Annotated in this window: 21 protein-coding genes and 1 tRNA gene; 11 read left to right on the top strand and 11 right to left on the bottom strand. The window is 66.3% G+C overall.

What is annotated here, in order from left to right:
* Window positions 1-3 precede the first annotated feature (3 nt).
* Genes AC2JAJ_RS18770 through AC2JAJ_RS18760 form a run of 3 tightly spaced genes read right to left on the bottom strand, consistent with a single transcriptional unit; the run spans window position 4 to window position 3,245 of the window.
* On the bottom strand, window positions 4-1,512 hold the full coding sequence (locus AC2JAJ_RS18770) for an ATP-binding cassette domain-containing protein (RefSeq protein WP_501053256.1): 1,509 nt from the start codon (window positions 1,510-1,512) through the stop codon (window positions 4-6).
* 53 nt (window positions 1,513-1,565) lie between these two features.
* The gene (locus tag AC2JAJ_RS18765) at window positions 1,566-2,723 is read right to left on the bottom strand and encodes a substrate-binding domain-containing protein (RefSeq protein WP_486414888.1); all 1,158 of its coding nucleotides are present in this window, start codon (window positions 2,721-2,723) and stop codon (window positions 1,566-1,568) included.
* A gap of 45 nt (window positions 2,724-2,768) precedes the next feature.
* Window positions 2,769-3,245, bottom strand: a complete 477-nt coding sequence (locus tag AC2JAJ_RS18760) for a hypothetical protein (RefSeq protein ID WP_473697365.1) — start codon at window positions 3,243-3,245, stop codon at window positions 2,769-2,771.
* A gap of 212 nt (window positions 3,246-3,457) precedes the next feature.
* Between AC2JAJ_RS18760 and AC2JAJ_RS18755 the strand changes: the two genes are divergently transcribed.
* Window positions 3,458-4,546: a LacI family DNA-binding transcriptional regulator gene (locus tag AC2JAJ_RS18755; protein WP_486414889.1), complete on the top strand. Its 1,089-nt coding sequence runs from the start codon at window positions 3,458-3,460 to the stop codon at window positions 4,544-4,546.
* A 92-nt stretch (window positions 4,547-4,638) separates the two neighbouring features.
* Here AC2JAJ_RS18755 and AC2JAJ_RS18750 read toward each other — a convergent pair whose 3' ends face one another.
* Window positions 4,639-4,866: a hypothetical protein gene (locus AC2JAJ_RS18750; RefSeq protein WP_501053255.1), complete on the bottom strand. Its 228-nt coding sequence runs from the start codon at window positions 4,864-4,866 to the stop codon at window positions 4,639-4,641.
* 51 nt (window positions 4,867-4,917) lie between these two features.
* On the opposite strand from AC2JAJ_RS18750, the gene AC2JAJ_RS18745 reads away from it, so the two are divergent.
* Complete coding sequence (locus AC2JAJ_RS18745) at window positions 4,918-5,064, top strand: hypothetical protein (RefSeq protein WP_486414891.1); 147 nt, start codon at window positions 4,918-4,920, stop codon at window positions 5,062-5,064.
* Between the two features lie 34 nt (window positions 5,065-5,098).
* Here the strand turns inward: AC2JAJ_RS18745 and AC2JAJ_RS18740 are convergent, their stop codons facing one another.
* The 4 genes from AC2JAJ_RS18740 to AC2JAJ_RS18725 form a co-directional block, all read right to left on the bottom strand.
* Window positions 5,099-6,790 carry a phosphodiester glycosidase family protein gene (locus AC2JAJ_RS18740; RefSeq protein WP_486414892.1) on the bottom strand — a complete coding sequence of 564 codons (1,692 nt, stop codon included), beginning with the start codon at window positions 6,788-6,790 and terminating at the stop codon, window positions 5,099-5,101.
* Between the two features lie 271 nt (window positions 6,791-7,061).
* Window positions 7,062-8,276, bottom strand: a complete 1,215-nt coding sequence (gene fdhA / locus AC2JAJ_RS18735; protein ID WP_221385712.1) for a formaldehyde dehydrogenase, glutathione-independent — start codon at window positions 8,274-8,276, stop codon at window positions 7,062-7,064.
* Between the two features lie 132 nt (window positions 8,277-8,408).
* Window positions 8,409-9,815, bottom strand: a complete 1,407-nt coding sequence (locus AC2JAJ_RS18730) for a ferredoxin reductase (RefSeq protein WP_486414893.1) — start codon at window positions 9,813-9,815, stop codon at window positions 8,409-8,411.
* Window positions 9,812-11,116, bottom strand: a complete 1,305-nt coding sequence (locus AC2JAJ_RS18725) for an aromatic ring-hydroxylating oxygenase subunit alpha (RefSeq protein ID WP_486414894.1) — start codon at window positions 11,114-11,116, stop codon at window positions 9,812-9,814. Before AC2JAJ_RS18725 ends, AC2JAJ_RS18730 begins: the two co-directional genes overlap by 4 nt.
* Window positions 11,117-11,614: 498 nt before the next feature.
* Between AC2JAJ_RS18725 and AC2JAJ_RS18720 the strand changes: the two genes are divergently transcribed.
* The 4 genes from AC2JAJ_RS18720 to nrfD all read left to right on the top strand — a co-directional run bounded on the left by AC2JAJ_RS18720 (window position 11,615) and on the right by nrfD (window position 17,563).
* On the top strand, window positions 11,615-11,887 hold the full coding sequence (locus AC2JAJ_RS18720; protein WP_473697361.1) for a hypothetical protein: 273 nt from the start codon (window positions 11,615-11,617) through the stop codon (window positions 11,885-11,887).
* 140 nt (window positions 11,888-12,027) lie between these two features.
* A complete protein-coding gene (fdh, locus tag AC2JAJ_RS18715) occupies window positions 12,028-15,363 on the top strand; it encodes a formate dehydrogenase (RefSeq protein WP_501053254.1) in 3,336 nt (1,111 codons plus the stop codon).
* Between the two features lie 104 nt (window positions 15,364-15,467).
* The gene (locus AC2JAJ_RS18710; RefSeq protein WP_486414896.1) at window positions 15,468-16,475 is read left to right on the top strand and encodes a 4Fe-4S dicluster domain-containing protein; all 1,008 of its coding nucleotides are present in this window, start codon (window positions 15,468-15,470) and stop codon (window positions 16,473-16,475) included.
* The gene (gene nrfD / locus AC2JAJ_RS18705) at window positions 16,472-17,563 is read left to right on the top strand and encodes an NrfD/PsrC family molybdoenzyme membrane anchor subunit (protein WP_501053253.1); all 1,092 of its coding nucleotides are present in this window, start codon (window positions 16,472-16,474) and stop codon (window positions 17,561-17,563) included. Before AC2JAJ_RS18710 ends, nrfD begins: the two co-directional genes overlap by 4 nt.
* Before the next feature lie 27 nt (window positions 17,564-17,590).
* Here the strand turns inward: nrfD and selD are convergent, their stop codons facing one another.
* Entirely contained in the window at window positions 17,591-18,616 is a 1,026-nt protein-coding gene (selD, locus tag AC2JAJ_RS18700) for a selenide, water dikinase SelD (RefSeq protein WP_486414898.1), read from the bottom strand.
* Window positions 18,617-18,660: 44 nt separating this feature from the next.
* Here selD and AC2JAJ_RS18695 point away from each other — a divergent pair.
* The 5 genes from AC2JAJ_RS18695 (at window position 18,661) to AC2JAJ_RS18675 (ending at window position 23,805) form a co-directional block, all read left to right on the top strand.
* A tRNA-Sec gene (locus AC2JAJ_RS18695) sits at window positions 18,661-18,755 on the top strand.
* A gap of 35 nt (window positions 18,756-18,790) precedes the next feature.
* On the top strand, window positions 18,791-20,122 hold the full coding sequence (selA, locus tag AC2JAJ_RS18690; RefSeq protein ID WP_486414899.1) for an L-seryl-tRNA(Sec) selenium transferase: 1,332 nt from the start codon (window positions 18,791-18,793) through the stop codon (window positions 20,120-20,122).
* A gap of 3 nt (window positions 20,123-20,125) precedes the next feature.
* Window positions 20,126-21,922, top strand: a complete 1,797-nt coding sequence (gene selB, locus AC2JAJ_RS18685) for a selenocysteine-specific translation elongation factor (protein WP_486414900.1) — start codon at window positions 20,126-20,128, stop codon at window positions 21,920-21,922.
* 70 nt (window positions 21,923-21,992) lie between these two features.
* On the top strand, window positions 21,993-23,027 hold the full coding sequence (locus AC2JAJ_RS18680; RefSeq protein ID WP_486414901.1) for a zinc-binding dehydrogenase: 1,035 nt from the start codon (window positions 21,993-21,995) through the stop codon (window positions 23,025-23,027).
* Window positions 23,028-23,064: 37 nt separating this feature from the next.
* On the top strand, window positions 23,065-23,805 hold the full coding sequence (locus tag AC2JAJ_RS18675) for a lytic transglycosylase domain-containing protein (protein ID WP_473697355.1): 741 nt from the start codon (window positions 23,065-23,067) through the stop codon (window positions 23,803-23,805).
* Between the two features lie 12 nt (window positions 23,806-23,817).
* Here the strand turns inward: AC2JAJ_RS18675 and AC2JAJ_RS18670 are convergent, their stop codons facing one another.
* Both AC2JAJ_RS18670 and AC2JAJ_RS18665 read right to left on the bottom strand, forming a co-directional pair.
* Window positions 23,818-24,987: a cytochrome P450 gene (locus tag AC2JAJ_RS18670; protein WP_486414902.1), complete on the bottom strand. Its 1,170-nt coding sequence runs from the start codon at window positions 24,985-24,987 to the stop codon at window positions 23,818-23,820.
* A gap of 115 nt (window positions 24,988-25,102) precedes the next feature.
* Entirely contained in the window at window positions 25,103-26,608 is a 1,506-nt protein-coding gene (locus AC2JAJ_RS18665; RefSeq protein ID WP_221385698.1) for an FAD-binding oxidoreductase, read from the bottom strand.
* Between the last annotated feature and the right edge of the window lie 164 nt (window positions 26,609-26,772).

The following is a 26,772-nucleotide window of genomic DNA, read 5'->3' as shown; positions in this document are numbered from 1 at the left end:
TGTTCAGACTCCCTGGACTGCAAGTTGAAGATGTTCCTCGTCAGCGATGTCGCTGCGGGGGATGTCACGGATGACGGAGCCGTCCTTGAGGACGAGGACGCGGTCGCTGACCGCGAGGAGTTCGGGGTATTCGGAGGAGATGACGATGACGGCCTTGCCGGCGCTGGCGAGTTCCCGGATCATGTCGAGGATTTCGCTTTTGGTGCCGATGTCGACGCCGGCTGTCGGCTCGTCGAGGATCAGGATTTCGGGGTCGGTGCCGAGCCATTTGGCGATGACCACTTTTTGCTGGTTACCGCCCGACAACAGGCGCACGGGCCGGTGGGGGTGGGCAACCTTGACCGCGAACTTCTTGATGAGGGACGAGGACAGTTCCTTGCCTTTGGCGTTGTCGAGAAGAGGGCCTCGCGTGATTTGGCCAAGCAGCGGCAGCAGCAGGTTGTCGCGGACGGAGTGGTCCAGGACGAGGCCCTGGGCACGCCGGTCTTCGGGGATGAGTGCAATACCTGCGTTGATGGCCTGCTGGGGCGAGTTCAGGCTGACTTTCTCTCCCCTGATGAGGATGTCGCCGCTGTCCCTGCGGTCGATGCCAAAGAGAGTACGTGCGAGTTCGGTCCGGCCGCTGCCCATGAGGCCGGCCAGGCCCAGGATCTCTCCAGGACGGAGTGAGAAGGACACATCCCTCACCCGCTTGCCCGCGTTCAGGCTGCGGACTTCGAGCAGGGGCGCACCTTCGTGGTCCACGCGGCCCCGTTCGCGGTATGCCAGTTCCCCCTCGATCTTTTTGCCGACGATCCCTTCCACGATTTGTTCCGGGGTCACGTTGGTCAGGGGTTCTGTGAGGAGCCTGCGGCCGTCGCGGAGGATGGTGATCCGGTCGGCAAGCCGGTAAACCTCGTCCATCCGGTGCGAGATATAGATGATGGAGATGCCGCGCTGCTTGAGGCGATCGATGAGTTCAAAGAGGGCTTCGGACTCATGCCGCGCCAGACTGGCGGTGGGTTCGTCCATGATCAGCACCTGGGCATTTTGCGACAGTGCCTTCGCGATCTCCGTCAGCTGCCAGTAGGCCGTTCCAAGGCGGGAGACTTCGGCGTGCGGGTCGACGCGGACCTCCATCTCAGCAAAGATTTCCTGGGCCCGGCGCGCGGCCGCACGATCATCAATGAGCTTTCCGACGCCGAGCGGTTCAGCGGCGAGGAAGATATTTTGAGCGACCGTCAGGCTGGGAACAAGACTGAATTCCTGGAAAACCATCCCGATGCCCGCTGCCTTCGCATCGTGGATCGAGTTGATGGCAGTGGGTTTACCGCCAATGAGGATTTCGCCTTCATCTGCTTGGTAGACACCCTGGAGGATCTTCATCAGCGTGGACTTGCCAGCGCCGTTGCCTCCTGCGAGGGCGTGGACTTCTCCCTTCCGGACATCAAAGCTGACGTCCTTCAGAACGGAAACGCCGTTGAAGCCCTTGGAGATCGAGCGCATCTCGACGACATTGTCTGCGGTGTTCATTGTTGCCCTTTCGGGATGGTGCGGGGCCGGAAGCCCCGCACCATCGGCTCTGGCTACTTCTTGTAGGAGTCCTGGATGTCCTTCGGGGCGTCCTCGTGGTAGACCTGCTTCCAGGCCTCCAGGACGTTGGAGTGATCAACCGGCAGTGCGCTGAGCGCTACATACGCCGGCGCCTGCTTGCCAATCAGTGCTCCTGCGGCCAGCCGCGCCTCGGTCACGCCCTGGTCGAACGGGACCTGGGCTCCGAGTCCGATGACGAGCTGGTCTTTGGCCAAGGCGATGGCGACGTTCTTGCCGAGGTCCTCAGTGGCGATCTTCAGGTCCGGCCGGCCGGCGGCACGGGCAGCGGCCATGACACCTTCGGCGGGCACATCCCAAACCGCCCAGATACCTGACAGGTCCGCATACTTGCTCAGCATCGCGTTCGCGGCGGCCTGCGCGTCACCGGCGAAGTCAGGACCCGCGATGCCCTTTTCCTCGACGATCTGGATGTCGGGGTATTCCTTGGTGATCGTCTCCTTGAAGCCCTCGTGGCGCTGCTTGGTGACAAAGAAGTCGGCCTGGTGGAAGATCACGCCGATCTTGCCCTTGCCGCCAAGGGCCTTCGCCATCTGGTGGGCCGACACAACCCCATTGCCGTAGTTGTCAGCGGAAACGACCGACACGTAATCCTTGCCGGCGGTCAGTCCTTGCGGGATGTTGTCCATGAAGACGAGCTTGGTTCCTGCCTCTGCTGCCTTCTTGTAAGCTCCGGCCGTGGCTACGGGGTCGGTGGGGATGGAGACGATGATGTTCGGCTTCTGCGTCATAACGGTCTCGATGTCCGATACCTGCTTGTCAGGCTTGAAATTGGCATCGGTCGTGGCGATGACCTTGATGCCGAGCTTTTCGAATTCACTCTTGAGTCCGTTGGTCTGGGCCGTTGCCCAGTCGTTGCCGCCGTAGTGCATTACAATCGCGGCGGTTGCGTTAAGGCCCTTGACCTTGGTGATGTCCTCGGGAGTCAGATCAGCCGCGGACGCAGGCGAGGGCGTCTCGCCGTTGGGACCCTTACTCAAAACCTGGCCTTTGATTTTGTCGAGGGCCTGCTGCGCCTTGTCAGACACCCCGGCGTTCGGTGCGTTAGAGCCAGCTGTCGTGGAACTGCTGCAGGAAGCGACGGAAAGGGACAGGGCTGCGGCCAGGGCCACGAAGGAAAGCCTGCGGATCATCGTTGTTCTCCAGTGCTTATAGTGATGAATGGTTGGGGAGGGGGGTCACGCCAGGGCCAGCGCCAAGGCAGGGGGGACCGGTGACAGGATGAGCCCACCGGCGGCGGAAGCAGCCCGGATAGCAGCAGCCTTGTCGGAGGCGCCGAGGATGGTTTCTGCATGCGTCTTCTGGACAAAGAAACCCAAGGAGCAATGCCCGAAGCGCGTTTGAACCCATGCCACGGCTTCCCGAGCAGCCTCGGTCAGACTGCCTCGCGTCTCAGCAAGTGAATGCTCAAGCATGGATACTGGGGTGAGGCCACCCTCGTGATCGACGGACAGGACCAGGCTGGTCCACAGGAGGCCGCCATTGAAGACGCCGACAACGGCCCAGGTTGCGGGGGGCACGAATTTGCGGGCGGCTGCCGTGAGGTCACCACGGTCTGCATTCGTCAGAAGTACTTCCAGATGGGTCCACTGGTCAGGGTCCTCAACTTGAAGCTCAATGCCCGGCATGAGTGCCTTGGGGTTTTCGACGCCCATTGCCCAGCACCTCTTCCTTGAAGTCGTTCCGTAACCGTTTACGATTGGTACCGTGAACGTTTACGGAAGAGCGTAAACGTTCACGGCGCTTGGTGTCAATGGTCACACTCGGGCCAACAGCGTAATGATCTTCGAATGGGTTCCACGGCGTAAGATCGAGCGGTACGAAAACGCTGTCGGCTCGGCCTAGGACTGGCAGGACAGGAGAGAGCATGACGGGCAAAATCATCACCTCAAAGGCAGCCGGCGGGATTCCGGAAAAATCGCCCCGCCGGAAACCGACGATTAACGACGTGGCGCGGGTGGCAGGAGTTTCCTTTGGCACGGTCTCCCGCGTGCTCAATAACGCCCCTGATGTCAGCGCCTCCACTCGCGAGCGGGTCCTGCAGGTCATCCAGGACATCGGGTACCGCCGGAATCGCGCCGCGACCGCGCTGGTGACCAACCGGTCGACCTCGATCGGGATAGTCACTGATGGGTCGCCACGGTTCGGCCCCGTCGGGACACTGATGGCCCTTGAAAACGTTGCCCGGAAGAAGGGCTATGCGATAACAGTCATCAGTGCCGAAAGGCCCTACGATGACTCCGTGCAGGCTGCCCTCGACACTCTCGACGACATCGGCGTAGGGGGAATTATCGTTATCGCACCTGTGGTCGATATGGCGGCAGCTGTTTGGAATGCCTCCTGCCGCGTGCCTGTGGAGATGATTGCCGCAGGAGCGTCGTCGACTCCGAACGTCTTCACATACTCTGAAAACCAGGAGCTTGGAGCCAGGCTCGCCACCCAACACCTCATCGACCTCGGCCACACAGATATCGCCCATATCGCCGGTTCAATGGACTGGTTCGATGGACGTGTCCGCAAACGCGGCTGGGAGGCCGCGCTCCGTGCTGCAGGGCTTCCACCAGGGCTCTGCCTCGAAGGCGACTGGAGCCCCCGCTGGGCCTACGAAACCGGCCTCCAGCTCGTGCGCGAGGGCAGCGTTCCCCAGGCGATATTCGCCGCCAGCGACCACACCGCCCTCGGCCTCATTCGGGCCTTCACGGAGAATGGTGTCCGCGTCCCGGACGACGTGAGTGTCGTTGGCTTCGACGATATCGAAGGCTCGGACTACTTCCTGCCGCCGCTGACCACCGTCCGCCAGGACTTCACCGCATTGGCACTTATGAGCATGGAAGTGCTGATCGGCGCAATGGAGGGGCGGGAGGTGGACCGTACACCGATCCCACCGACACTTGTTGTACGCAACAGCTCCACCCGTGCCACACCCCGCAAGGGGCAGCCAGCCAAGGGCGTGTGACACCGTTCTACGTCCTGGCAGGTCAGTTGTCAGGCTGTGCAGGGCTTTAGAAGCATCCGCGGCGCTCCGCAAAGTGCCAGTGCGCACTCGTCCTACCCCTGGGGTGCTCCCGGGGGTAGGAAGGACCGCTCGGCCGGGTTGAGGTCAGCGCCCCATCCTGGGATCCCGGCCGGCAAGTCCTCCGCGGACTTGCCGGCGTGGCTGGCCGCCGTCGTGCCGTCGCGCCGGCGCTTGGCCACGGTCACCAGCAAGGTCAGTACCGTGCCGGTCCACGCCAGCACAGTGAGGAACACCAGTCCGATCGCCACCAAGGGGTGCATGGCCAGAGTCTAGGCTGGCCGGGCTTGGAGGGCATTACGCCACTCCGCACCATGGGAACCGAATCCGCACTGGCTGCTCCCGTGCGTGAAATACCTGCGCTCCGTTCGCTGGGCGCACCCTTCGATGCCCTCGCAGCGTCGAGGACGGGAGTATCTGTCAACAGCCCCTGCCGGGAGATGGAAATTCCCGGCTTCTGACAATCGCCAGAAGCCGGGAATTGCGCAAAGGGTGCTAGTTTTTGCGTCCCGGGAGTACGAGGAGGGCGTCGCCGACAGGACGCTCGCCAGCGGCGTCTGAGGGCGAGTTTACGACGTGTCCGTCCTGGACCATGGTGGTGGATCCGCCGCCGTCGAGGTTGATGGCGTTGACCATGCCCAGGGACCGGGCGACGTCGGCTGATTCCTTGATGCTCAAGCCAAGGCTGGATGTCTGGCGGCCATCGGCGGTGACCAGCAGGGTGCGCCCCTGGGCGTCGGTGCCGGCGATGGTGCGGGGGTTCCGCTTGTGAACCCAGCCGTAGAAGAAGCTGTTGCTGTCGTCGGTGCGGACCATGCCGTCGCGCTTGGCCGTGACGTTCAGCTGTCCGTTGTGGACCAGGGTTGGGCCGCCGTTGACCACGTCCGTACTGAGGCCGGTCTTCAGGGTCTTGCCGCTTTCGTCAAGCAGGTCCGTGCCGACTTTCAGCGTGGTACCCGGGGCAGCCAGGGTTGCGAGCTTGTCGGCGTCCGCTCCGATGGCCTGCAGGGTCCGGCCGCCGGCCGGCACCGCGGTGCCGCGGGTGTGGTTGACCGCGGTGACGGTGCCATTGCCATCAAGCACCACTTCGAGTCCCGGTCCGGCAGGGGTGGTGGGACCGTATTCGGGCGTGAAGGCGATAATCTCATCGGCGTCAGTGCAGGTGAAGTCGTGCAGCGGCAGGTTGGTCGGGGTGTCGTCCGTGCCGCCGCAGTTGCGGATGAGCCCGGGCACCCGGTTGATCCCGTCCAAGGAAAGGTCTTCGGCCTGGCCCGGGCCGGTGACTGAGCCGTGCCAGTGCAGGCGCTGAATGGAGGTGCCGTTCTTGTCAATGACCAGGGAGGGCCGGTCACCGACGGGCTCGCTGAGGACCTTTCCATCGTGTACTGCAGCGCCCGCGGGATCACCGGGGGCACCGGCGGCGGGGTCCATGACGAAGTAGCCCCCGTTCGTTGCAGCCAAGGCGCCGGCAGCGGCGGCGAGTGAGCTGGTGGTTTCGCGGTCTTCGAGGTTCGCGCCGAAGGACGACGTGAGGTTGCCGCGGAATTCCTTCGGGTCGATGGTCAGTACCTGCAGGTTCCACGGGCCGCGGTCATCTTCGCTGGTGCCTGCGTCGCCGTCCCAGCCGGTGTAGATGACGGAGGATTTGTAGCCGGCGGCCTTGATCTGGTCGACAGTCGCCGCGCCGTCGGCCTTCGCGGTGAACTGTCCCGCCCGTACGCGGTATCCGAGGTCTCCGCCGGCGTCGGCCAGTTGGGGTGACTGGACGTGCTCGACGCGGGCAGCAACTCCGGCCGCGATGAGCTTGTCGGCAACCTGCTGCGCCTGTGCCTGGGTGGACAGCGCCGTGGCGGGAGCGTCGGGGTCCGGGGAGGTGGACGGGACGGCCACCTCGGCGGTCCAGAAGAAGTCCTGGTTGGGAATGCCGCGGGTGATGGCCGTCCTGGTCAGGCCCGGGGCGAGGGTGGTGACTGTGCGGGTCTCGGGCTGATCTGCCGCACCAAGATCCAGATGGGCCGGCTGTGGCGGTGTGGCAGTCGGCTGGTCCTGTGCCGGAGCCATGGGCGCCGCGGTGGAGGCGCCGGCCGGGGCAAGGAAGGCGACGGGAAGGGACACTGCCAGCGCGGCGATGACCGCACGGTGCCGGCCAGCGGTCACGTGGGCGCATCGGTTGCTTTTGGAGCTCAATATGGGCCTCTAAGGTTGGGGTCTCAACAGGAGTCCCCAAGTTACTAGCCGGTAATTAACCGGAAGTGGCGCGCTGATGAACTCCGCCTGTCGGAGATCCTGGGCTGGTCGAATCCTGCCACGACCTTGTTCCGGGTGATGCCGGCGAAGCATCTCCCGGCCGCTGCCACCGGGCAATCCGCCTTCTTAGCCGACGCGGTCGTTGCACCATCCGTACGCTGCGGGTGGTGCAACGACCGCTTTGGCCCTTGTGGAAGGACCGGCCAATGGCCTAGTTGCTCAGGTAGCCGTTCGGGTCCAGAACGTACTTCGTGGCGGCGCCGGCGTCGAATTCCGCGTACCCACGCGGCGCGTCCTGGAGCGATATGGCGGTGGCGTTGACAGCCTTGGCGATCTGGATCCTGTCATGCAGGATCGCCATCATGAGTTGCCGGTTGTACTTCATCACGGGGCACTGCCCGGTTGTGAAGGACAGGGACTTCGCCCAGCCGGTTCCCAGGGACAGGGACAGGCTGCCCTTCCGGGCGGCCTCGTCCGCGGCACCCGGGTCCCCGGTGACGTAAAGGCCGGGAATGCCCACGGATCCGCCGGCGGCGGTGAGGTCCATCAGCGAATTGAGTACGGTGGCGGGCGCCTCCTGGGCGCCGTGACCGTGTCCGCGGGCCTCGAACCCGACCGCGTCGATACCGGCATCGACTTCCCGGACGCCGAGAATCTGTTCGATCTGGTCGGCCGGGTCGCCGTTGGCCACGTTAACGGTTTCGCAGCCGAAGGACCGGGCCTGCGCCAGGCGGTCCTCATTGAGGTCACCCACGATGACCACCGCGGCCCCCAGCAGTTGGGCGCTGGCCGCCGCGGCAAGCCCCACGGGGCCTGCCCCTGCAACATAGACGGTGGACCCGACGCCGACACCTGCTGTGACTGCGCCGTGGAAACCGGTCGGGAGGATGTCCGAGAGCATGGTCAGATCCATGATCTTCTCCAGGGCCTGGTCCCGGTCGGGGAACCGCAGCAGGTTCCAGTCCGCGTAGGGGACCAGGACGTACTCGGCCTGGCCGCCGACCCATCCACCCATGTCGACGTAACCGTAGGCGGACCCGGGCCGGTCCGGGTTCACGTTCAGGCAGATCCCGGTCTTGCCCTCCTTGCAGTTCCGGCAGCGTCCGCACGAGATGTTAAAGGGGACCGAGACGATGTCACCCACCTTGATGAACTCGACGTCGGGCCCCGTCTCGATGACTTCGCCGGTGATCTCGTGACCCAGGACGAGACCGGCCGGGGCGGTCGTGCGGCCACGGACCATGTGCTGGTCCGACCCGCAGATGTTGGTGCTGACGGTGCGCAGGATGACCCCGTGAGGGACCTTGCGCCCAACGTTGACCGGATTGACGCCGGGGCCGGCCTTCAGTTCAAAGGAGGGGTAAGGGGTATCGATGATTTCAACGATCCCCGGGGCCTTGTACGCAACGGCTTTGTTACCTGACATGGATTGGCTCCTAGGGTTGGCGATCGAATGTCGAATGCCCGCAGAAGGTCTGATGCTGGCCGCATCAGACCTTCTGAAAGGCAGTTGTTATCAGTTGTCGTGAAGCAAATGGATCAGGGGCAGCTGCAGCGACTAGGCATCGATCACCAAGTCAGTCTGCGCTGTAGAGCAGCAGGGCAGGAACTTGCCTGCATCGATCTCACGTTTCCGGATACCGCCCTGGTGGTTCATGTCGACCTCCCCGGAAAGCTTGACGACCTTGCAGGAGCCGCACATGCCTTCCTGGCAGTTCGCGCCAATCCGGACGCCCGCACGCTGGGCCGCCCCGAGGATGTGTTCGGTCGGGTCGATCCGCACATTGATGCCGGTGCGCATGAAGGACATGGTGAGGCTGCCCGTTCCCACGGTGTCGAAGCTCGAGGCGTCGGGGGAAGCGGCCTCCGGAGCCGCATCCGGGGTGCCTCCGGAGGACGGCGCCTCCGGCTCCACCGTTTCCAGTGGAAGCCCCGTGGCCGGCAAGGTTCCCTCGGCGTCGTAACCCGGTTCGTAGAGCCCGAACGCGCTGGGCTGGCTTTCGAAGTAGTCCTCGGCGGAATCGGCGATTTCCTCCGCGATCTCCTCAGCAATGTCCGACGCGAGCGCGATCTCTGCCTGGTATTCAAGGAGCGTCTTGCGGTCCCCCGAGAAGAATTCCATGTAGATGGATGTGTCATCGACGCCGACCTTCTTCAGGAGCTCCGTGGCACTGTTCAGGTAACCTTCGGGTCCGCAGGCATAGACCTGGCGGCCATTGGCATCGGGAGCAACCTGGTCGAGCATGGCTGCCGTCAGCCTTCCGCTGAGCCCTTCCCACCCATCGGGCTTGCTGCGGTCGCCCAGGGAGTAGAAGACCTTGACCCGCGAGTCCACGGAAGCGATGTAGGCCAGCTCCCGGTGGAAGGCAAAGCCTCCAGCCTCGGCTCCGTGGTAGAGCACCACAACGTCTGCGTGCCCGGGCAGGGAGTGGATGGTCCGCACCATGGACATGATGGGCGTGATACCTGCGCCGGCGGCCAGCAGGAGGTAACGCGCCCGCCGGTCGGCATCGGGCAGGTGGAACGCCCCCACCGGTCCCAGCATCTCGAGCACAGTGCCGGGTTTGACGTTCTCATGCACCCAGGGTGAGACCAGGCCCGTAGCATCGCGCTTGACGCTGATGCTGAACGTCCACGGCTGCGTGGGCGAACTGGACAGCGAGTAGCTGCGATCCACCGGATCCTGGTCGTCGCCGTTCACGGGAAAGGCGACGTTGACGTACTGGCCCGCACGGAACGCCAAGGGCGCACCGTCGCAGCGGCGCAACACGAAGGTCATGATGCCGCCGGCCTCGGGAATGGTTTCCACGCATTCGGCCATGAACTCCTGCGGGTGCCAAGGGCCCAGTGCACGGGCAGCGCGCGCGGGTGCCTCGGTGCTGCCCATCACCCTGTTCCATGGCATTTCAAGACCGCGGATGCGCTGTGGTTCCTCGATCACCGTTTCAATGAGGAGTTCAGTCATGCCAAGTGCTCCTGCACCCGCTGCACGTACCAGTTGATGAAGGCCTCCACCTGGTATTCGCTCTTCATGTACGGGCCTGGCTCGTAGGCGGGGCTGGCAGCGCCCTGCTGGCACAGCTCCACGAACGCCTTGTCCTGCAGGTTGGTCTGCTTCCAGGTGTAGGTCAGCTTCTCCAGGTCGTAGTCCACGCCTTCCTCGGCGTCGTCAGCCACCAGCCAGGTGGTGCGGACCAGCGACTGGTGCTCATTGATCGGGAAGACGCCGAACGTGATGACGTGGTCGCCAAGGAAGTGGAACCAGCTGTTGGGCTGCAGGTGCATGGAGCAGCGGCCCAGGCGGAAGTCCGGCAGGTCGCCGAGCAGCTTCTTGGACAGCCGGCGCCCGTCGGCCGAGAACGACTCGCCTTCGCCGTCCAGGGATTCGCGTGAGATGCGGATTCCGGCGATGCGGGTGTCAAGCTCCTCGACCACCTCGTAGGGCAGGCCGTAGCGGCGGCAACGCTCTTCAAGGGAGGACTGGGCTTCCTTGTTGCGGTCCCATACTTCCTCAAGGTGCGGAGGGATCAGGCCCTCGGTCAGGCCCCACGTGGGGAAGAGCGAGCAGGCGAGTTCCGGGTGTCCGTCGCAGTGGTAGCACTCACGGTTGTTCTCCATGACGAGCTTCCAGTTGCCCTCTTCGATGATGTTCTGCTGGTAGGCAATCTTCGTCTTGGAGAGGTCGTGCGGGGCCAGGTAGGGCTCGAAGATCTTCGAGGTCTCGTCGAAGTCTGTGGGCGGTTCGTCAGCGATGCAGACGAAGATGAGTCCGGCAACCTCGCGGCTGTGGGCGCGCTTGAGGGCGAAGCAGTTCTTGTCGAACTTGGCTTCGCCGGGAGCGGAGGCGTGGATCAGGTTGCCCTCGGGGGAGTAGGTCCAGGAGTGGTAGCCGCAGACGAGGTTTCCGGTGGAACCGGCTGCTTCGGTCAGGACGCGCGCGCCGCGGTGGCGGCAGACGTTGTGCAGGACGTTGACATCGCCCTCGTCGGTGCGCAGCACGATCAGGGAGTAGGGGCCATAGTCGACCGTGATGTAGTCGCCCGGCTCCGGCAGCTCGGCAACGCTGCCGGCAAAGATCCAGTGCTGGCCGAAGATGGCCTCCATGTCGATCTTGAAGATCGTGGGGTCGGTGTAGAAGGGGGCGTCAAGGGAGTAGCCCGTGCGCCGGAACTCGAACAGCGCGGCGATCTCTGCCTGCTGGTCTGCAGGCAAAGTCGAAGCGAGTTTTCCGCGTGAGTTGAGGGGCACGTTCACTGGAGCAGTCATTTTTTCTCCCGGAGGGCTGTGTAGTAGGCGAGACGTAAGGGACCACGGAGTCGGTGGCGGCAACCGGCGTCGTCGAAACGTTGTGGTTCTGAGATCAGGGAGGATCGACCTGCGCCAGCGCGTCTGATGAGCACCTCGCCGAACGCGCTGTACGCAACATCGATCACCATATGCAACAGTGTGACTCGTGCCACCCTTGGTGTCAATCTATTAACGGAAGGGGATTAAAACTGCGGAAATGCAGGGAAATGGAGGCTCGCGGGCACCTCGACAGCCAATCCTTCCGAACTGACTGTCGCCTCTCGTCTGACGCTGCGGCGGAGCCCGCGTGATGCGCAGGCCCGGCCCCAGATGTGAGCACGACGACGGCGCCCGCTTTGAGGAGCTTCGACCAGTGATCTCTGGCTCACTTGCGGCCAAGCAGGAATAGGGAGGCCCATCTGTGCCTTGTTCCTGATGAGGCGCCGACCGCTGGTTGCCTCACTCGAAAGGACCCTCTTGCCTGTAGCTTTCATTCCATTCACCATGCGCGCTTCCGTCCGCGACGGCCACCGCCGCACCTTCCGCACCGACATCGAGCGGCTGACCGACGGCCACCTCCGGTGGACGCCCCTGGATATGTTGAAGTCAACCAGCACCCAGGCCGAGTTCCGGGGCGCGGTCCCCAAGGGGCCGCACACCGCCAGCGACGTGAGCCTCGCACGGTACCTCGAAGACCGCTTGGCAACGGACGACATCCACTTGGATCTCAGCGTCAGAATCGAGCAGTAGGGATTTCGGGCAAGCCCCGGACCGTCTGCGGTCCGGGGCTTTTCGGTGCCTAGGGACGAGCGAAGCCCAGGGGGATACCCGGGAAAGACACGCCAACCCTGTCCTGTTGCTCCCGGCGAGGTCTGGGATATGCTCCAGAAATGGCACCGCGAAGTTTTCTTCAATGGCCGGTTGTCCGTCAGCTAAGCACGGGCGACCTGCTGGGCCGTGGCCCGGCGGTCACCTCGGCCCGGACCAAGGCCATAACCCCCCGGACGGCCACTGCCGACAGGGTGGTGCAGAGCGTGTGCCCATACTGCGCAGTTGGATGCGGCCAGCGGGTCTACGTCAAGGACGAGAAGGTCATCCAGATCGAAGGCGATCCGGACTCACCCATTTCCCGCGGCCGGCTCTGCCCCAAGGGTTCCGCCAGTGAGCAGCTGGTCAACTCACCGGGCCGGCAAACCAAAGTCCTCTACCGTGCTCCCCGGTCCACCGAATGGGAGCACCTGGACCTGGACACGGCCATCGACATGGTCGCGGACCGGTTCATCGAGTCCCGCCGCAGGACGTGGCAGCAGGAAGACGACCAAGGCCGGCTGCTCCGCCGCACCATGGGCATCGCCTCGCTGGGCGGAGCAACCCTGGACAACGAGGAAAACTACCTCATCAAGAAGCTCTTCACGGCTGCGGGGGCGGTGCAGACCGAGAACCAGGCCCGTATATGACACTCCGCCACGGTTCCCAGTTTGGGAGCCTCGTTTGGACGCGGTGGTGCAACGCAATCACTGCAGGACATGGCCAACGCCGACTGCATCGTCATCCAGGGTTCCAACATGGCCGAGTGCCATCCCGTGGGGTACCAGTGGGTCGCTGAGGCCAAGGCCCGCGGCGCGAAGGTCATTCACGTCGATCCCCGGTTCACCCGGACCTCTGCGGTGTCGGACAAGCACATCCCCATCCGGGCCGGCTCCGACGTTGTCCTCCTTGGCGCCCTCATCAACTACGTCATCGCCAACGACCTCTGGTTCGAGGAGTACGTCACGGCGTACACGAATGCTGCCACGCTGGTCCATGACGACTACCGCGACGCAGAGGACCTTGGCGGGTTGTTCTCCGGCTTTGATCCGGAGAAGGGTGCCTATGACACGTCGTCGTGGGCCTATGCCGAAAAGGACGACGGCAAGATCGAAGAACCCGGCCCGGGATCCGAACACGGCGCCGAGGCCTCGGAGCGCGCTGCCGGCGATACCCTGGGCAGCGGCGGACCGGCCCTGGAACACCCGCATGTCCAGCGGGACGAGACGCTGCAGGATCCGCGGACCGTCTTCCAGATCGTGAAGCGGCACTACGCCAGGTACACGGCGGAGATGGTGCAGGACATGTGCGGCATCAGTGTTGCTGACTTCGAGTATCTGGCCCGGACCATCACGGAAAACTCCGGCCGCGACCGGACCACGTGCTTTGCGTACGCGGTGGGCTGGACCCAGCACTCCCTCGGAACGCAGTTCATCCGGGCTGCGGCCATCCTTCAGCTGTTGCTCGGCAACGTCGGGCGCCCCGGCGGCGGCATCATGGCCCTGCGCGGCCACGCCAGCATCCAGGGCTCCACCGACATCCCCACCCTGTTCAACCTGCTGCCCGGGTACCTGCCGGTGCCCAGCGCAGGCCGCCACGACACGCTCAAGGATTACCTGGACATTATCGGGTCCAAAAAGCAGAAGGGGTTCTGGGCCAATGCCGACGCCTACACCATCAGCCTGCTAAAAGCCTGGTGGGGCGACGCGGCGACGGCGGACAACGACTGGGCCTACGATTACCTGCCCAGGCTGACGGGAGCCCACGGGACCTACGAGACCGTGATGGCCATGCTTAGGGACGAAGTGGAGGGGTACTTCCTGCTGGGCCAGAACCCCGCGGTGGGTTCGGCCCACGGCCGGATGCAGCGGATGGGCATGTCCCACCTGAAGTGGCTGGTGGTGCGGGACCTGAACCTCATCGAGTCCGCCACCTGGTGGAAGGATGGCCCGGAGATCGACTCGGGGGAGCTGCGCACGGAGGACATCGAGACCGAAGTGTTCTTCATGCCCGCGGCCACCCACGTGGAGAAGGCCGGTTCCTTCACGCAGACCCAGCGGCTGCTGCAGTGGCGGCACCAGGCCGTGGCGCCCCCGGGCGAATGCCAAAGCGAACTGCAGTTCTTCCATGAACTGGGGAAGCGGATCCGGGCGAAGCTGGCCGGCTCGCAGGACGAACGCGACCGCCCGCTGCTGGACCTGACCTGGGACTATCCCGTGGATGAACACGGTGATCCGGATGCCGAGGCAGTGCTTGCCGAGATCAACGGCCGCCATCTTGATGGCCCTGATGCCGGCAAGCCGCTCTCGGCCTACACCGAAATGCGCGCTGACGGCTCCACCGCCGCCGGCTGCTGGATCTACACCGGCGTGTACGCCGGCGGCATCAACCACGCCGCCAACCGCAAACCGGGTCAGGAGCAAGGGCCGGCCGCTTCCGAATGGGGCTGGGCATGGCCGGCCAACCGCCGGATCCTCTACAACCGCGCCTCCGCCGACCCCGCCGGCAAGCCATGGAGCGAGCGGAAGAAATACATTTGGTGGGACCAGGAACAGGGCAAGTGGGTCGGCGACGACGTTCCCGACTTCCCGGAGGACCGTGCGCCGGGCAGCCAAGCCGACCCATCTGTCGGCGGTCCCGCAGCGCTCACCGGGGATGACCCCTTCATCATGCAGGCGGATGGGAAAGGCTGGCTGTTCGCACCGAGGGGCGTCATGGACGGCCCCCTCCCCACCCACTACGAAGCGCAGGAATCTCCGGTGGCCAACGCGCTGTACCCCCAGCAGCAGAACCCTGCCCGCCTGGTGTTTCCCCGCGCTGACAACCTGAGCGCGCCCAGCGCGGGGACCCCGGGCGCAGAGGTCTACCCCTTCGTCTTCACCACGTACCGCCTCACGGAGCACCACACCGCCGGCGGGATGAGCCGCTGGCTCCCGTATCTGTCGGAACTGCAGCCGGAGATGTTCTGCGAGGTCTCGCCCGAACTGGCCGCTGAACGCGGCCTGGAGCCTTACGGGTGGGCCACCATCATTTCGCCGCGCTCCGCCATTGAGGCCAAGGTCCTTGTCACCGACCGGATGGCTCCGCTCAAGGTCGGCGGCCACACCGTGCACCAGATCGGCCTGCCCTACCACTGGGGCGTCGGCACCAGCGCCGTCGTCAGTGGCGATGCGGCCAACGACCTGCTCGGTGTGACGCTCGATCCCAACGTCCAGATCCAGGAATCCAAGGTGGCGTCCTGCGACATCCGCCCAGGGCGCCGGCCACGGGGCAAGGAACTGCAGGCCTTGGTCGCTGAGTACCAGGACCGCGCCGGCCTGACCGTCGAGACCGGTAACCGCGCCGTCACCGACCCTGCGGCGGAAGGGATCGAAACCGGCCCGCGCGGGGACGGCTCCACCGACGGCGGGCCGAACTGATGCACTTGACCGCTACTGCCTTAACCCAGGCACACATTGCCCCGCCCGGACTGCCGCTGACTGCCGGCGGCGCCCCGGGCACCGACCCGACGTTGGAGGACTAGATGGGCCAGCTGTCCGGACCGACCGACCCCACCGCCGATGCCCACTGGGAACACATCCATCCGCGCAAGGGGTTCTTCACCGACACCTCGATCTGTATCGGCTGCAAGGCCTGTGAAGTTGCCTGCAAGGAGTGGAACCACAACCCGCAGGACGGAAACCTGGAGCTGCTCGGGTCCTCGTACGACAACACCGGAGAGTTGGGCGCCAGCACCTGGCGTCATGTCGCGTTCATCGAGCAGGGCCAGGAACGCATTGCCGAGGCGCGGGAATCAGGCCGTGCCCTCGTCAGCCTCGGCATGCCGCGCATTGGTCCTCCGGCCCCGGCGGCGCCTGCGGTGACAGACCTGGCAGGAGCAGATACCACCCCGCCGGATACGGCGGACTTCCGGTGGCTGATGTCCTCCGATGTCTGCAAGCATTGCACGCACGCCGGCTGCCTTGATGTGTGCCCCACCGGGGCGCTGTTCCGCACCGAGTTCGGCACCGTGGTGGTGCAGGATGACGTTTGCAACGGCTGCGGGACCTGCGTGGCCGGGTGCCCCTTCGGCGTGATCGAGCGCCGCAGCAATGGCACGGTCAAGGTGGCCACCAGCAGGGACGAGCACGCCAAGCATCCCGCCGTCCCCAACGTGGGCATCGCCCAGAAGTGCACGCTGTGCTACGACCGGCTGCTCGACGACCAGACCCCCGCCTGCGCCAAGGCATGCCCGACGACGTCCATCAAGTTCGGCGACCACGACGACATGGTGGAGACCGCCAGGGAACGGGTCGCCAACCTGCACGCGCAGGGCATGACGGAAGCGCGGCTTTACGGCGCGAACGAAAACGACGGCGTCGGCGGGACCGGATCGGTCTTCCTGCTGCTTGACGAGCCGGAGGTGTACGGGCTCCCGCCGGACCCACGGGTGCCCACAGCCGACCTGCCGAAGATGTACCGGCGCGCAGGCATGGCGGTAGCGGGCATGGCCGCCGCAGCTGCACTTGCTTTCCTGGGAGGACGGGCGTGACCCTTTCGGAGTTCGACAGCTTCCGGCCATCGGAGCCTGCCCGCCGGCGCCGGCAGGGCGGCCAGCGTGGCACAGGCCGCCGCCGGGACAACGGTGACGGCTCGCGTGAAATGCCCATGGTGCCGGAGCCGGAGTTCGCCTCCTACTACGGCCGTCCCGTGGTCAAGCCGGCTCCATGGGGCGACGACGTCGCCATCTACCTTTTCCTGGGCGGCGTGGCAGCCGGTTCCGCACTCCTTGGCCTGGGCGGCCAGCTGACCGGACGGCCCACGCTGCGCCGCAATGCCCGGTTGGGCGCCTTGACCGCCGTCAGCGCCGGTGCCGTTGCCTTGGTGAAGGACCTGGGCCGGCCGGAGCGTTTCCTGCACATGCTGCGGACCTTCAAGGTGACCTCGCCGATGAGTGTGGGATCGTGGATCCTCAGCGCGTTCAGCGCCGGCACGGGCGTCGCGGCGGTGGCGGAGATCGACCGGATGACTGGGAGCAGGCTTCCGCTGGGTCCGTTGCGGAAGGTGCTGCAGGCTGTCGAGGGACCGGCCGGCGTTGAGGCCGCGTTATTCGCAGGCCCGCTGGCGGCGTACACGGCGGTCCTGCTGGGCGATACAGCCACGCCGACGTGGAACGCTGCCCACGAGGAGCTGCCTTTCGTTTTCGTCAGTTCGGCCTGCCTCGCCTCTGCCGGGCTGGCCATGGTCACCACGCCAGTCCATGAGACGGGTCCCGCCCGGAAACTCGCCGTACTCGGCGTCGTGGGTGACGTGGTCGCCATGAAGGTGATGGAGCACCGGATGGACCCCGTAGTGGCTGAGCCCCTGCACCAGGGCAAGGCAGGCGCCATGCTGAAATGGAGCGAGCGGTTGGCGGTGGCCGGCGGTTTGGGGACACTGCTGGGCGGCCGCAACCGCGTGGTGGCCGCGGCGTCAGGAGTGGCTTTGCTGGCTGCTTCGGCACTGACCCGCTTCGGTGTCTTTGAGGCGGGCCTCGCCTCTGCAAGAGATCCTCGCTACACCATCGAGCCGCAAAAGAACCGGCTCGCGGCCCGGCGTGCCGCCGGTGTCACCGGCGACGCGATCACCACCGGCAGCTGAGCGGGCTACCCCTTCAGCGGGCAGGGATCAGCGGATCTCGATGCCCTCCCCTGCGGTGGTGTGGCCAATCACGGGATATCCAGGCAACTCGCCGACCACCAGCAGGCCGCCGGAGGTCTGGGCATCAGCCAGGAGCAGCAGGTCGTCTTCCGTGACGCCGGCACCGGGGCGCACGTGCGGGCGCACCCAGTCGAGGTTGCGCCGGGTCCCTCCGGAGACGAAGCCGTCGCGGAGCGCCTCCCGGGCTCCACCGATCAGCGGTACCGCCTTCCGATCGATCACGGCGCCCACTTCCGAGGCGCGGACCATTTTGTGAAGGTGTCCCAGCAGACCGAAGCCCGTCACGTCCGTGGCCGCCCGCGCGCCGGCGGCCACCGCGGCGTCGGCCGCGTCCCGGTTGAGGGCCGCCATCGTTTCCACCGCTTCAGTGAACACCTCGCCAGTCTGCTTGTGCCTGTTGTTGAGCAGTCCGACGCCGAGTGGCTTGGTAAGCGTGATCGGCAGCCCCGGCCGGGCGGCGTCGTTCCGCAGCAAGCGGTCAGGGTGGGCCACGCCGGTGACGGCCATGCCGTATTTCGGCTCCGGATCGTCAATCGAGTGCCCGCCGAGCACCGGACACCCCGCCTGCGAGGCCACGCTCAACCCGCCGCGGAGGACCTCGGTCATCAGCTCCATTGGCAGCACACCGCGGGGCCAGCCGACGAGGTTGATGGCCGTGACCGGCCGGCCGCCCATCGCATAGATGTCCGAGAGGGCGTTGGCGGCCGCAATCCGGCCCCAGTCGAAGGCATCATTGACGACCGGAGTGAAGAAGTCGGCGGTGGTAAGGACCGCAAGGTCCTCGCGCATCAGGACCGCTGCGGCGTCGTCGCCACTGTCGAGTCCAACCAGCACCTCCGCGCCCGGCTGCCCGATCAGGTCGCGGACCGCATCTTCGAGCTCGCCCGGCGGAATCTTGCAGGCGCAGCCCCCGCCATGCGCATAGTCGGTGAGCCGGAAAGCGCCGGCGGCACCATCATCGAGTTGCTGGACTGACGTCTGTGCCTCATTCACCCGCCCAGCCTACCCCTCAAGGCAACCCTGCTATATTGAGGCGCGGTGGCGTCCGGGTCCTGGTGGGCCCCCCGGTCTTCAAAACCGGTGAGGCTGAGCATCTCGGCCTGGCGGGTTCGATTCCCGTCCGCCACCGCCAACCACCGGCGTGAATGCCGCGAAAAGAGGAGGGCTGTGGACCAGGTCGATCCCCGGCGCCTGATTCCCCGCACGAATGACCTGCTGGCACTCCCGGCCGTCAGGGATGCCCGGACACGGCTGAACGAGCGCGTGATCCGTGAACTTGTCAGGAACGTCCAGGACCAGGCCCGGCGCGGTGAGCTCCCGCCCGGCCAGGTGGAACCGGCCCTGCTGGCGGCCGTTGCGTCACGTTCGGCAACAAGCCTGCGCCCGGTGCTCAACGCAACCGGCGTGATCGTCCACACCAACCTTGGCCGGGCGCCCCTTTCCCCAGCCGCGGTAGAGGCCCTTGTCGCCGCCAGCGGCTACGTTGACGTGGAGCTGGACCTGGCGGACGGCAGCCGCTCCCGCCGGGGCGCCGGCGCCCGGGCTGCACTGCTCGCAGCCTGTCCCGCCGCAGAGGACGCCCTGGTGGTCAACAACGGAGCAGCGGCGCTGGTACTGGCCACAACAGCCCTCGCCGCCGGCCGGGAGGTGGTGGTGAGCCGCGGTGAACTTGTCGAGATCGGTGCGGGCTTCAGGTTGACCGACCTGATGGAGTCAACGGGGGCGAAGCTGCGCGAGGTGGGCACCACCAACCGCACACACCTGCATGACTATGCGGGGGCCCTCGGCCCGGACACGGGCTGCGTGCTCAAAGTCCACCCCAGCAACTTCCGCGTGGACGGATTCACGTCCGCCGTTCCACTGCACGAACTCAGCCGGCTGACGGCGGACCAGGGAGTCCCGCTCGTGGCCGACCTGGGCAGCGGGCTGCTTGCCCACGACCCCCACCTGCCGGATGAACCAGATGTTGCCTCCGCCCTGGCGAGCGGGGCCGACGTCGTGATCGCCAGCGGTGACAAGCTCCTGGGCGGCCCCCAGGCGGGTCTGCTGCTCGGCCGCAAGGAGATCATCACCCGCCTGGCCCGCCACCCCCTCGCCCGTGCCGTCCGCGCGGACAAACTCGCCCTCGCCGCCCTGGAAGCGACTGTCGCGGGTGGACCGCCGCCGGTGGTCCAATCGCTGCACGCCGACGAGGGGCAGTTACGGCGCCGCACCGAAAGGCTCGCCCAAGCCCTCGGGGCACCTGTTGTGGTCCATGACGGGCGCGTTGGCGGCGGCGGTGCCCCCGGTGTTCCCCTGCCGGGATGGGCGCTCCTGCTGCCCGAGGGACTGGCCCGCCACCTGCGCGCCGGCGACCCCGCCGTGCTGCCGCGGGTCCACGACGGCTCCTGCCTGGTGGACCTCCGCTGCGTGCCCGAGCCTGACGATCACCGCGTACTGGACGCGGTCCGGCAGGCGCTGGCAAGCCTGCAGGCCGCGAATGCAGGCAGGGCAGGCTGAACCGTGCACGTCGTTGCCACGGCCGGACACGTCGATTCCGGTAAAAGCACCCTGGTCCGCGCCCTCACCGGCATGGAGCCGGACCGCTGGGAGGAAGAGCGGCGCCGCGGGCTGACCATTGACCTCGGCTATGCCTGGACCACCTTGCCGTCCGGCGAGGACGTTGCCTTCGTGGATGTGCCGGGCCACGAACGCTTCCTCGGCAATATGCTTGCCGGGATCGGTCCCGCTCCCGTGGTCTGCTTCGTCGTCGCCGCCGACGAGGGCTGGCAGGCACAGTCAGGCGATCACAGGGATGCCGTGGCCGCGCTGGGAATCGAGCACGGCGTGGTGGTGCTTAGCCGGGCGGACCGGGCTTCCGCGCAGCGGGTCGCCGATGTGCTGTCCCGGACCCGAACGGAGCTGGGCGGGACCGGCCTGAAGGACGCGCCCGCAGTAGCTGTGTCGGCCATCGACGGAACGGGCCTGGCTGACTTGCGTGCAACGCTCGACGACGTCCTGGCCCAGGTGCCTGCCCCCACCTCCACCGGGAGGGTCCGGTTGTGGGTGGACCGCTCGTTCACGATCACCGGTTCCGGCACCGTGGTCACCGGAACACTGGCAGCAGGCACGCTTGCGCAGGGTGACCGGCTGGAGCTGCTCGGCCACTCCGGTTCCAGGCCTGTCGTGGTCCGGGGCCTGCAAAGCCGCGACACTTCATACGACTCGGTGGAGCCGGTCAGCCGGGTGGCGTTGAACCTGCGGGACGTTTCAGCCACGGACATCCGGCGCGGGGATGCGCTGGTTACTCCCGATGCATGGCCCACCACCGGCGTCGTCGGCATCCAGCGGACCACCGGAGTGGCCTATACGGAGGTGCCCGGCCAACTCATGGTGCACGTTGGCACGGCTTCCGTGCCGGCCCGGCTGCGTCCTTTCGGTGCCGACCACGCCCGGCTCGTCCTGGACAGGCACCTGCCGCTGGTTCTCGGGGACCGGCTGGTGCTGAGAGATCCCGGAAGCCGCTCGGTGCTCGGTGGCGCGCGCATCCTCGACGCCGACCCGCCGGCACTGCGACGGCGGGGAGACGGTGCCCACTGGGCGGAGCGGCTTGCCGGCATGGACCCGGCGGGAGACGTGCTGGCGGAAGTTGCAGCCCGCGGGGCGGTGCAGGCAGGACATCTTCGCCGGCTCGGGCTGCTGTCCGGGCATGACACGGACGCGCCCCCGGGCGTCCGGGTTTTCGGTGACTGGTGGGTGCATGCCCCTGTCCTTGAGGCATGGCAGCATCGCCTGCGCGCTGCGGCCGAGGCGCTGCAGGAGCGGGATCCCCTGGCCCCAGGCCTGTCAATGGGGGCCGCCCGGGACCTGCTCAGGTTGCCCGATGAAAGGTTGCTTTCCCACGTCATCCTCGGGGCAGCCCTGGAACAGGACGGCGGCCACGTCCGGCTGCCCGGCAGCCAGGGCAACCTTGGCCCCATCGAGCCGGCCATCGCGGAGTTGGAACGCCGGCTCGGCGCCCGCCCGTTCCAGGCACCGGAAGCCGATGACTTGTCGGCACTGGGGCTGGGCGCCCGGGAACTTGCTGCCGGAGAACGGGCGGGTCGCATACTGCGGCTGCGCGACGGGGTGGTCCTGCTGCCTACCGCCCCGGCCCTTGCGATGCGCACCCTCGCCCGCCTGGACCAGCCGTTCACCACCAGCCAGGCGCGCCAGGCGCTCGACACAACACGCCGGATCGCGGTTCCGCTCCTGGAACACCTCGATTCACGCGGGTGGACCCAGCGCCTGGACGCCGGCCACCGCATCGTGGTGCGCTGACGGCCGCTGCTGCCGTGGAGTGCGTGGTGATCCCCTGAAACCTACGGGTTTTTGCCTAAGGTGGAGGATCATGCGGGCAATTGTCATGGATCGGATAGCTGGACCCTTGGTGGTCCAGGAGGTAGCTGCACCGGAGGTGCCGGCAGGCGGTGTGGTGGTCACGGTCGTTGCCACCGGATTGTGCCGCAGCGATTGGCACGCCTGGGCCGGGCACGACGACATCGTGCTGCCGCATGTCCCGGGCCACGAGTTCGCCGGGAGAATCGCGGCCGTAGGTCCGGGAGTCACCAAGTGGTCGGTCGGTGACAGGGTTACGGCGCCCTTCGTCGAAGGCTGCGGGGCGTGCGGCTGGTGCCGGGCGGGCAACGCGCAGGTCTGCCCGGAGCAGCAACAACCCGGATTTACCCACTGGGGCTCCTTCGCGGGGCAGGTCGTGATCCACGCTGCCGACACAAACCTGGTGGCCATTCCCGAAGGCGTCAGCTTCGAAGCTGCGGCAAGCCTGGGGTGCCGTTTTGCCACCGCGTACCGTGCCCTCACGGGCCGCGCACGCCTGGCCAGCGACGAGTGGGTCACTGTCGTTGGGGTGGGCGGCGTGGGCCTCAGCGCCGTCATGATCGCCAAGGCACTCGGCGGAAGGGTGGTCGCCGTCGACCGCAACCGGGAGGCCCTTGCCGCGGCGTCTTCGTTGGGCGCCGACCACGTCCTGGCGGCAGACGGCTCAGACATCCCGGCACGGGTGCACTCCATCACGGGAGGCAGCCACGTGTCCATTGACGCCGTGGGCAGTGAGCAGACGTGCGCCGACGCGCTGCTCAGCCTCCGCCGCCGCGGCCGGCACGTCCAGATTGGACTGCTCCCACCTGTTGATGGGCACCCCCGCCTGCCCATGGCCCGCGTGATCGCCTGGGAACTGGACGTCTTCGGCAGCCACGGCATGGCGGCGGCAGATTACCCCGGAATGCTCGCCCTGATTGAGTCAGGGGCCTTGGAACCGCAGAAGCTCATTGAACGGGTTATCGGACTGGACGAAGCCGCGGACATGCTGGCCCGGTTCGACACCGCAAACGTCGCGGGCATGACGATGATCGACCCCACGCGGTGACGCTTTCCGGGTGGGCTTCGGCTGGTGGGGTTGGCCAGTGCTCCGGGTAAAGCGCTTTTTGGTCTTTAGCCTGTTCGTAGTGTGTGCCAGCGCAGCCTTCGCGTTTTGGGTCATGGGGCAACCCCGTGCCGATGTCCGTGCCGCCGTGGCTCCGCCGCCGCGTGCGGGATTCAAGCCCGAACCGGGGGCTGGCGGCATCGCCACCGCGGTGAACGTCACCAGGACCCCGGACGGGCAGTGGCTGGCGCAGGCAGCTGCCCGGACACGGATACCTGCCCGGGCCCTGCGGGCCTACGTTGCTGCGGCCGCCTCGGCGAATGAAGCCACGCCCACGTGCGGAGTCGGCTGGAATACCGTAGCGGCCGTCGGCTTCGTCGAATCCGCACACGGGTCCTACGGGGGCGGCACCCTCGACACCGCAGGGCAGGCGAGCGGCCCCATTGTGGGTCCCAGCCTCAACGGCCATGGATTTGCTGCCATCGCGGACACCGACGGCGGGACGCTGGACGGCGACGGCACGTGGGACCACGCCGTCGGGCCCATGCAGTTCATTCCCTCCACCTGGCGCCTTGTTGGACGGGACGGGAACGGGGATGGGACAGCAGACCCGTTCAACATCGACGACGCCGCCCTCAGCGCTGCCACCTACCTGTGCGGACATGGCCGCGACCTCACCACCCCACAGGGCTGGACGGACGCCATCTACTCCTATAACCAGTCCGACGCCTATATCCGCCAGGTGCGGGACCAAGCCATTGCCTACGCAGGGCAGGCGTAGGCGCCGACGACGTCAGGGGGCCGGCTCCCAGCTGACGGGGAGTGCCTTCAGCCCGTAGACGATAGTGCTTTCCATGCGCTCAAGGCGGGCGCCGGGAGTCACGGCAAGACCGGGCAACCTGGACAGCAAAGCCTCCAGCACAATCCTTGCTTCGAGGCGGGCCAGCGGTGCGCCGAGGCAGAAATGGATGCCGTGGCCGAATGCGACATGCCGGTTCGGGTTCCGGTCGACGTCGAACCGGGCCGGATGCTCGAACTGCTGTTCGTCCCGGTTGGCTGAGCCGATCCAGGCCACGACGGGTGCGCCGGCAGGCATCAGCTTGCCGCCAAGGGTTGTCTCCGTGGCCGTGACCCGGTACATGGACTGGACCGGCGACCGGAAGCGCAATACCTCTTCGAGGGCCTGGGGGATCAAAGCGGGCTCCTGCAGGAGGCGTTCGATGGTGCCCGGCGACTCCTGCAGGCACAGCACGGCATTGCCGATCAGGTTGGTGGTGGTCTCATTGCCGGCGACAAGCAGCAAACTGCAGAAACCGAGCAGTTCGGGCACCGTCAGTTTTTGGCCGTCTATCTCGGCGGAAAGCAGGCTGCTGATCAGGTCATTACCCGGCCGGCTCCTGCGCTGCCCGATCAGGGCCAGGAAATACTCCACCATCTCTGCTGTGGTGGCGTCCTGCATCCCGCTGACAGGAACAGCCCGCGTTTGGCCGACAATCGCGTCTGACCATCGCTTGAAGCGCTCGCGGTCCTCCACGGGGATGCCCATGAGCTCGGAGATCACTATGACCGGCAACGGGTAGGCCAGCTCCTTGATCAGGTCTGCGCTGCCCCGGGTGGCGATGCCCTCCAGCAGCTCGTCGGTGAGTCCGGCGATCCGGGGAGCCAGCGCGTCAACGGCCTTTGGCGTGAACGCCTGCGTCACGAGGGAACGCAGCTGCCGGTGCCTTGGGGGATCGGCGGTGATGAGGCTCGATGCGAACAGTTGTCCGGAACCGGAGGGATTGTCGCCCCCCATCCTCGATGAGAACGTTGCATGCTCGGACAGGACCCGCTGGACATCGTCGTACCGGAACACGTGCCAGCTCCCCGACTGGTCGTCCTGGAAGACGGGGGCCGCCGCACGCATCCGCTCGTAGTAGGGAAACGGATCAAGCGGATATTCAGGGGAGTGGGTGAGGTCCATCGTCGCCTCTCTATCCGCACGGAACTTTCGCAGTCTGACCGTTGCCGCCGACTCTACTGCAGGCCCCGCGCGGGGGCATCAGGAAACTCTTTCCCAGCGGGGGCGCCACAGCCGCCTATGAAGTGGCAGCCCCTTCAGCGGTATCGGGCGGTGCGGCTTCCGCTGGAACCGACTGTTCCGGTCCTGCTTTGGCTTGCAGCACAACTGGCGGCTGTTCCGGGACGGCAGGTGCCACAGCCTGGGCTACGGCGGGCTTGATGTTCTGGTTGATGTGGAAGAAGTTGTCGGGGTCGTATTTGGCCTTGAGTTCGGCCAGCCGCGCGTAGTTGGACCCGAGCGTGTCCTCGATCCGGGACTGGTCGTCGGCATCCTGGAAGTTGAGGTAGCCGCCCGGTTCGGAGAATTCGTGGAGGGCAGCCCAGTAATCCCGGACCCAGGCGATGTTTCGCGCGTTCTCGGACGGTTCGGGCCACTGCGCCGCGATGACCGGCGCAAAATTCACCGTGCGGTGAGCGAAGGCTGTCGCCTCCGGGGCTACCCGCTGCACCGCCCCGTCGATCGGGTAGAAGTGGTTGGCCGAGTGGACGGTCGGGATGCCGGATGAATATTCGACGGCGGTGCGCAGCGCCTCGTCGCTGAGCGTCTGCAGGAAGTCTGCCTTCCAGTACCCCTGAAGTCCTGGGACACCGCTGAGGCCATCGAACATGATGTTGAGGGCGGGGTACGGCATGGGTGCGAAGAAGCTGCCCAGGACCTGCCCGGCGTCGAGCATTGGCTGCCAATGCGCAGGACCGGCATCGAGGTCGCCGGTCCACATGCCGGCGATGACTGCGACGGGCCGTCCGTGCCACTCTTCGGGCAGGAATGGAACGGGCGGGCCCTGGTGGAATCCCAGGAAGGCGCCCATTTCTTCGGGCTCGGAAGCGATCCACTCTCGGTAGGCGGCTCCGACCTCGGCGCCGGCGGCGGCATCAAAGAACATGATGCCAACGTGGACCATGTCCACCGGGTGCAGGCGGAATTCCATCGACGTGACCACGCCGAAGTTGCCGCTTCCGCCGCGAAGCGCCCAGAACAGGTCCACGTTCTCGGCCTCACTGGCTGTGACGAACGTTCCGTCGGCAAGGACGACGTCGGCGGCAGCCAGATTGTCGCAGGAGAGGCCGTACTTGCGCGCCAGGTACCCGATACCGCCGCCCAGCGTCAGGCCGCTGACGCCCGTGGAACCGATGATGCCGCCGGTGCTCGCCAGCCCGAAGGCGTGGGTCGCATGGTTGAAGTCTGCCCACGTGGCGCCGGACTCCACCCGGGCAGTCCTGGCCACCGGGTCTACCCGAACGCCGCGCCGGGCCGAAAAGTCAAGGACCAGGCCGCCGTCGACCGTTCCAAAGCCCGGTGCGCTGTGGCCGCCGCCGCGCACGGCAACGTCAATGCCAAGGCCCCGCGCGAAGCGGACCGCAGCCATGACGTCCGCCACTTGGGAGACCCGCAGGACAGCCGCCGGATGGCGGTCGACCATGCCGTTGTACACGGCGCGCGCGGCGTCGTATTCGGCGTCATCCTCTTCGATGACCAGTCCACGGACCTGTTCACGAAGCACGTTGAAGCGGTCGGTACCCATCACAACTCCAGATTCATCTCCGAGACCAGAGGGCAGCCGGCTCCATTCAAGGCCCAGCGGGCGCCAGCGTGATGACAGTTCCCGGTATACGCTCGGCACTGAACGTGGTCAAGAGTCAGCGCAAAGCGCGGCCAGGAGGGCGGCGGCTGGAGGAATCGCGGCCG

The organism is Arthrobacter sp. MOO21, from assembly GCF_057369995.2.
Note: the sequence above shows the minus strand (reverse complement) of the source record. Positions and strands in the feature narration are given on the sequence as shown.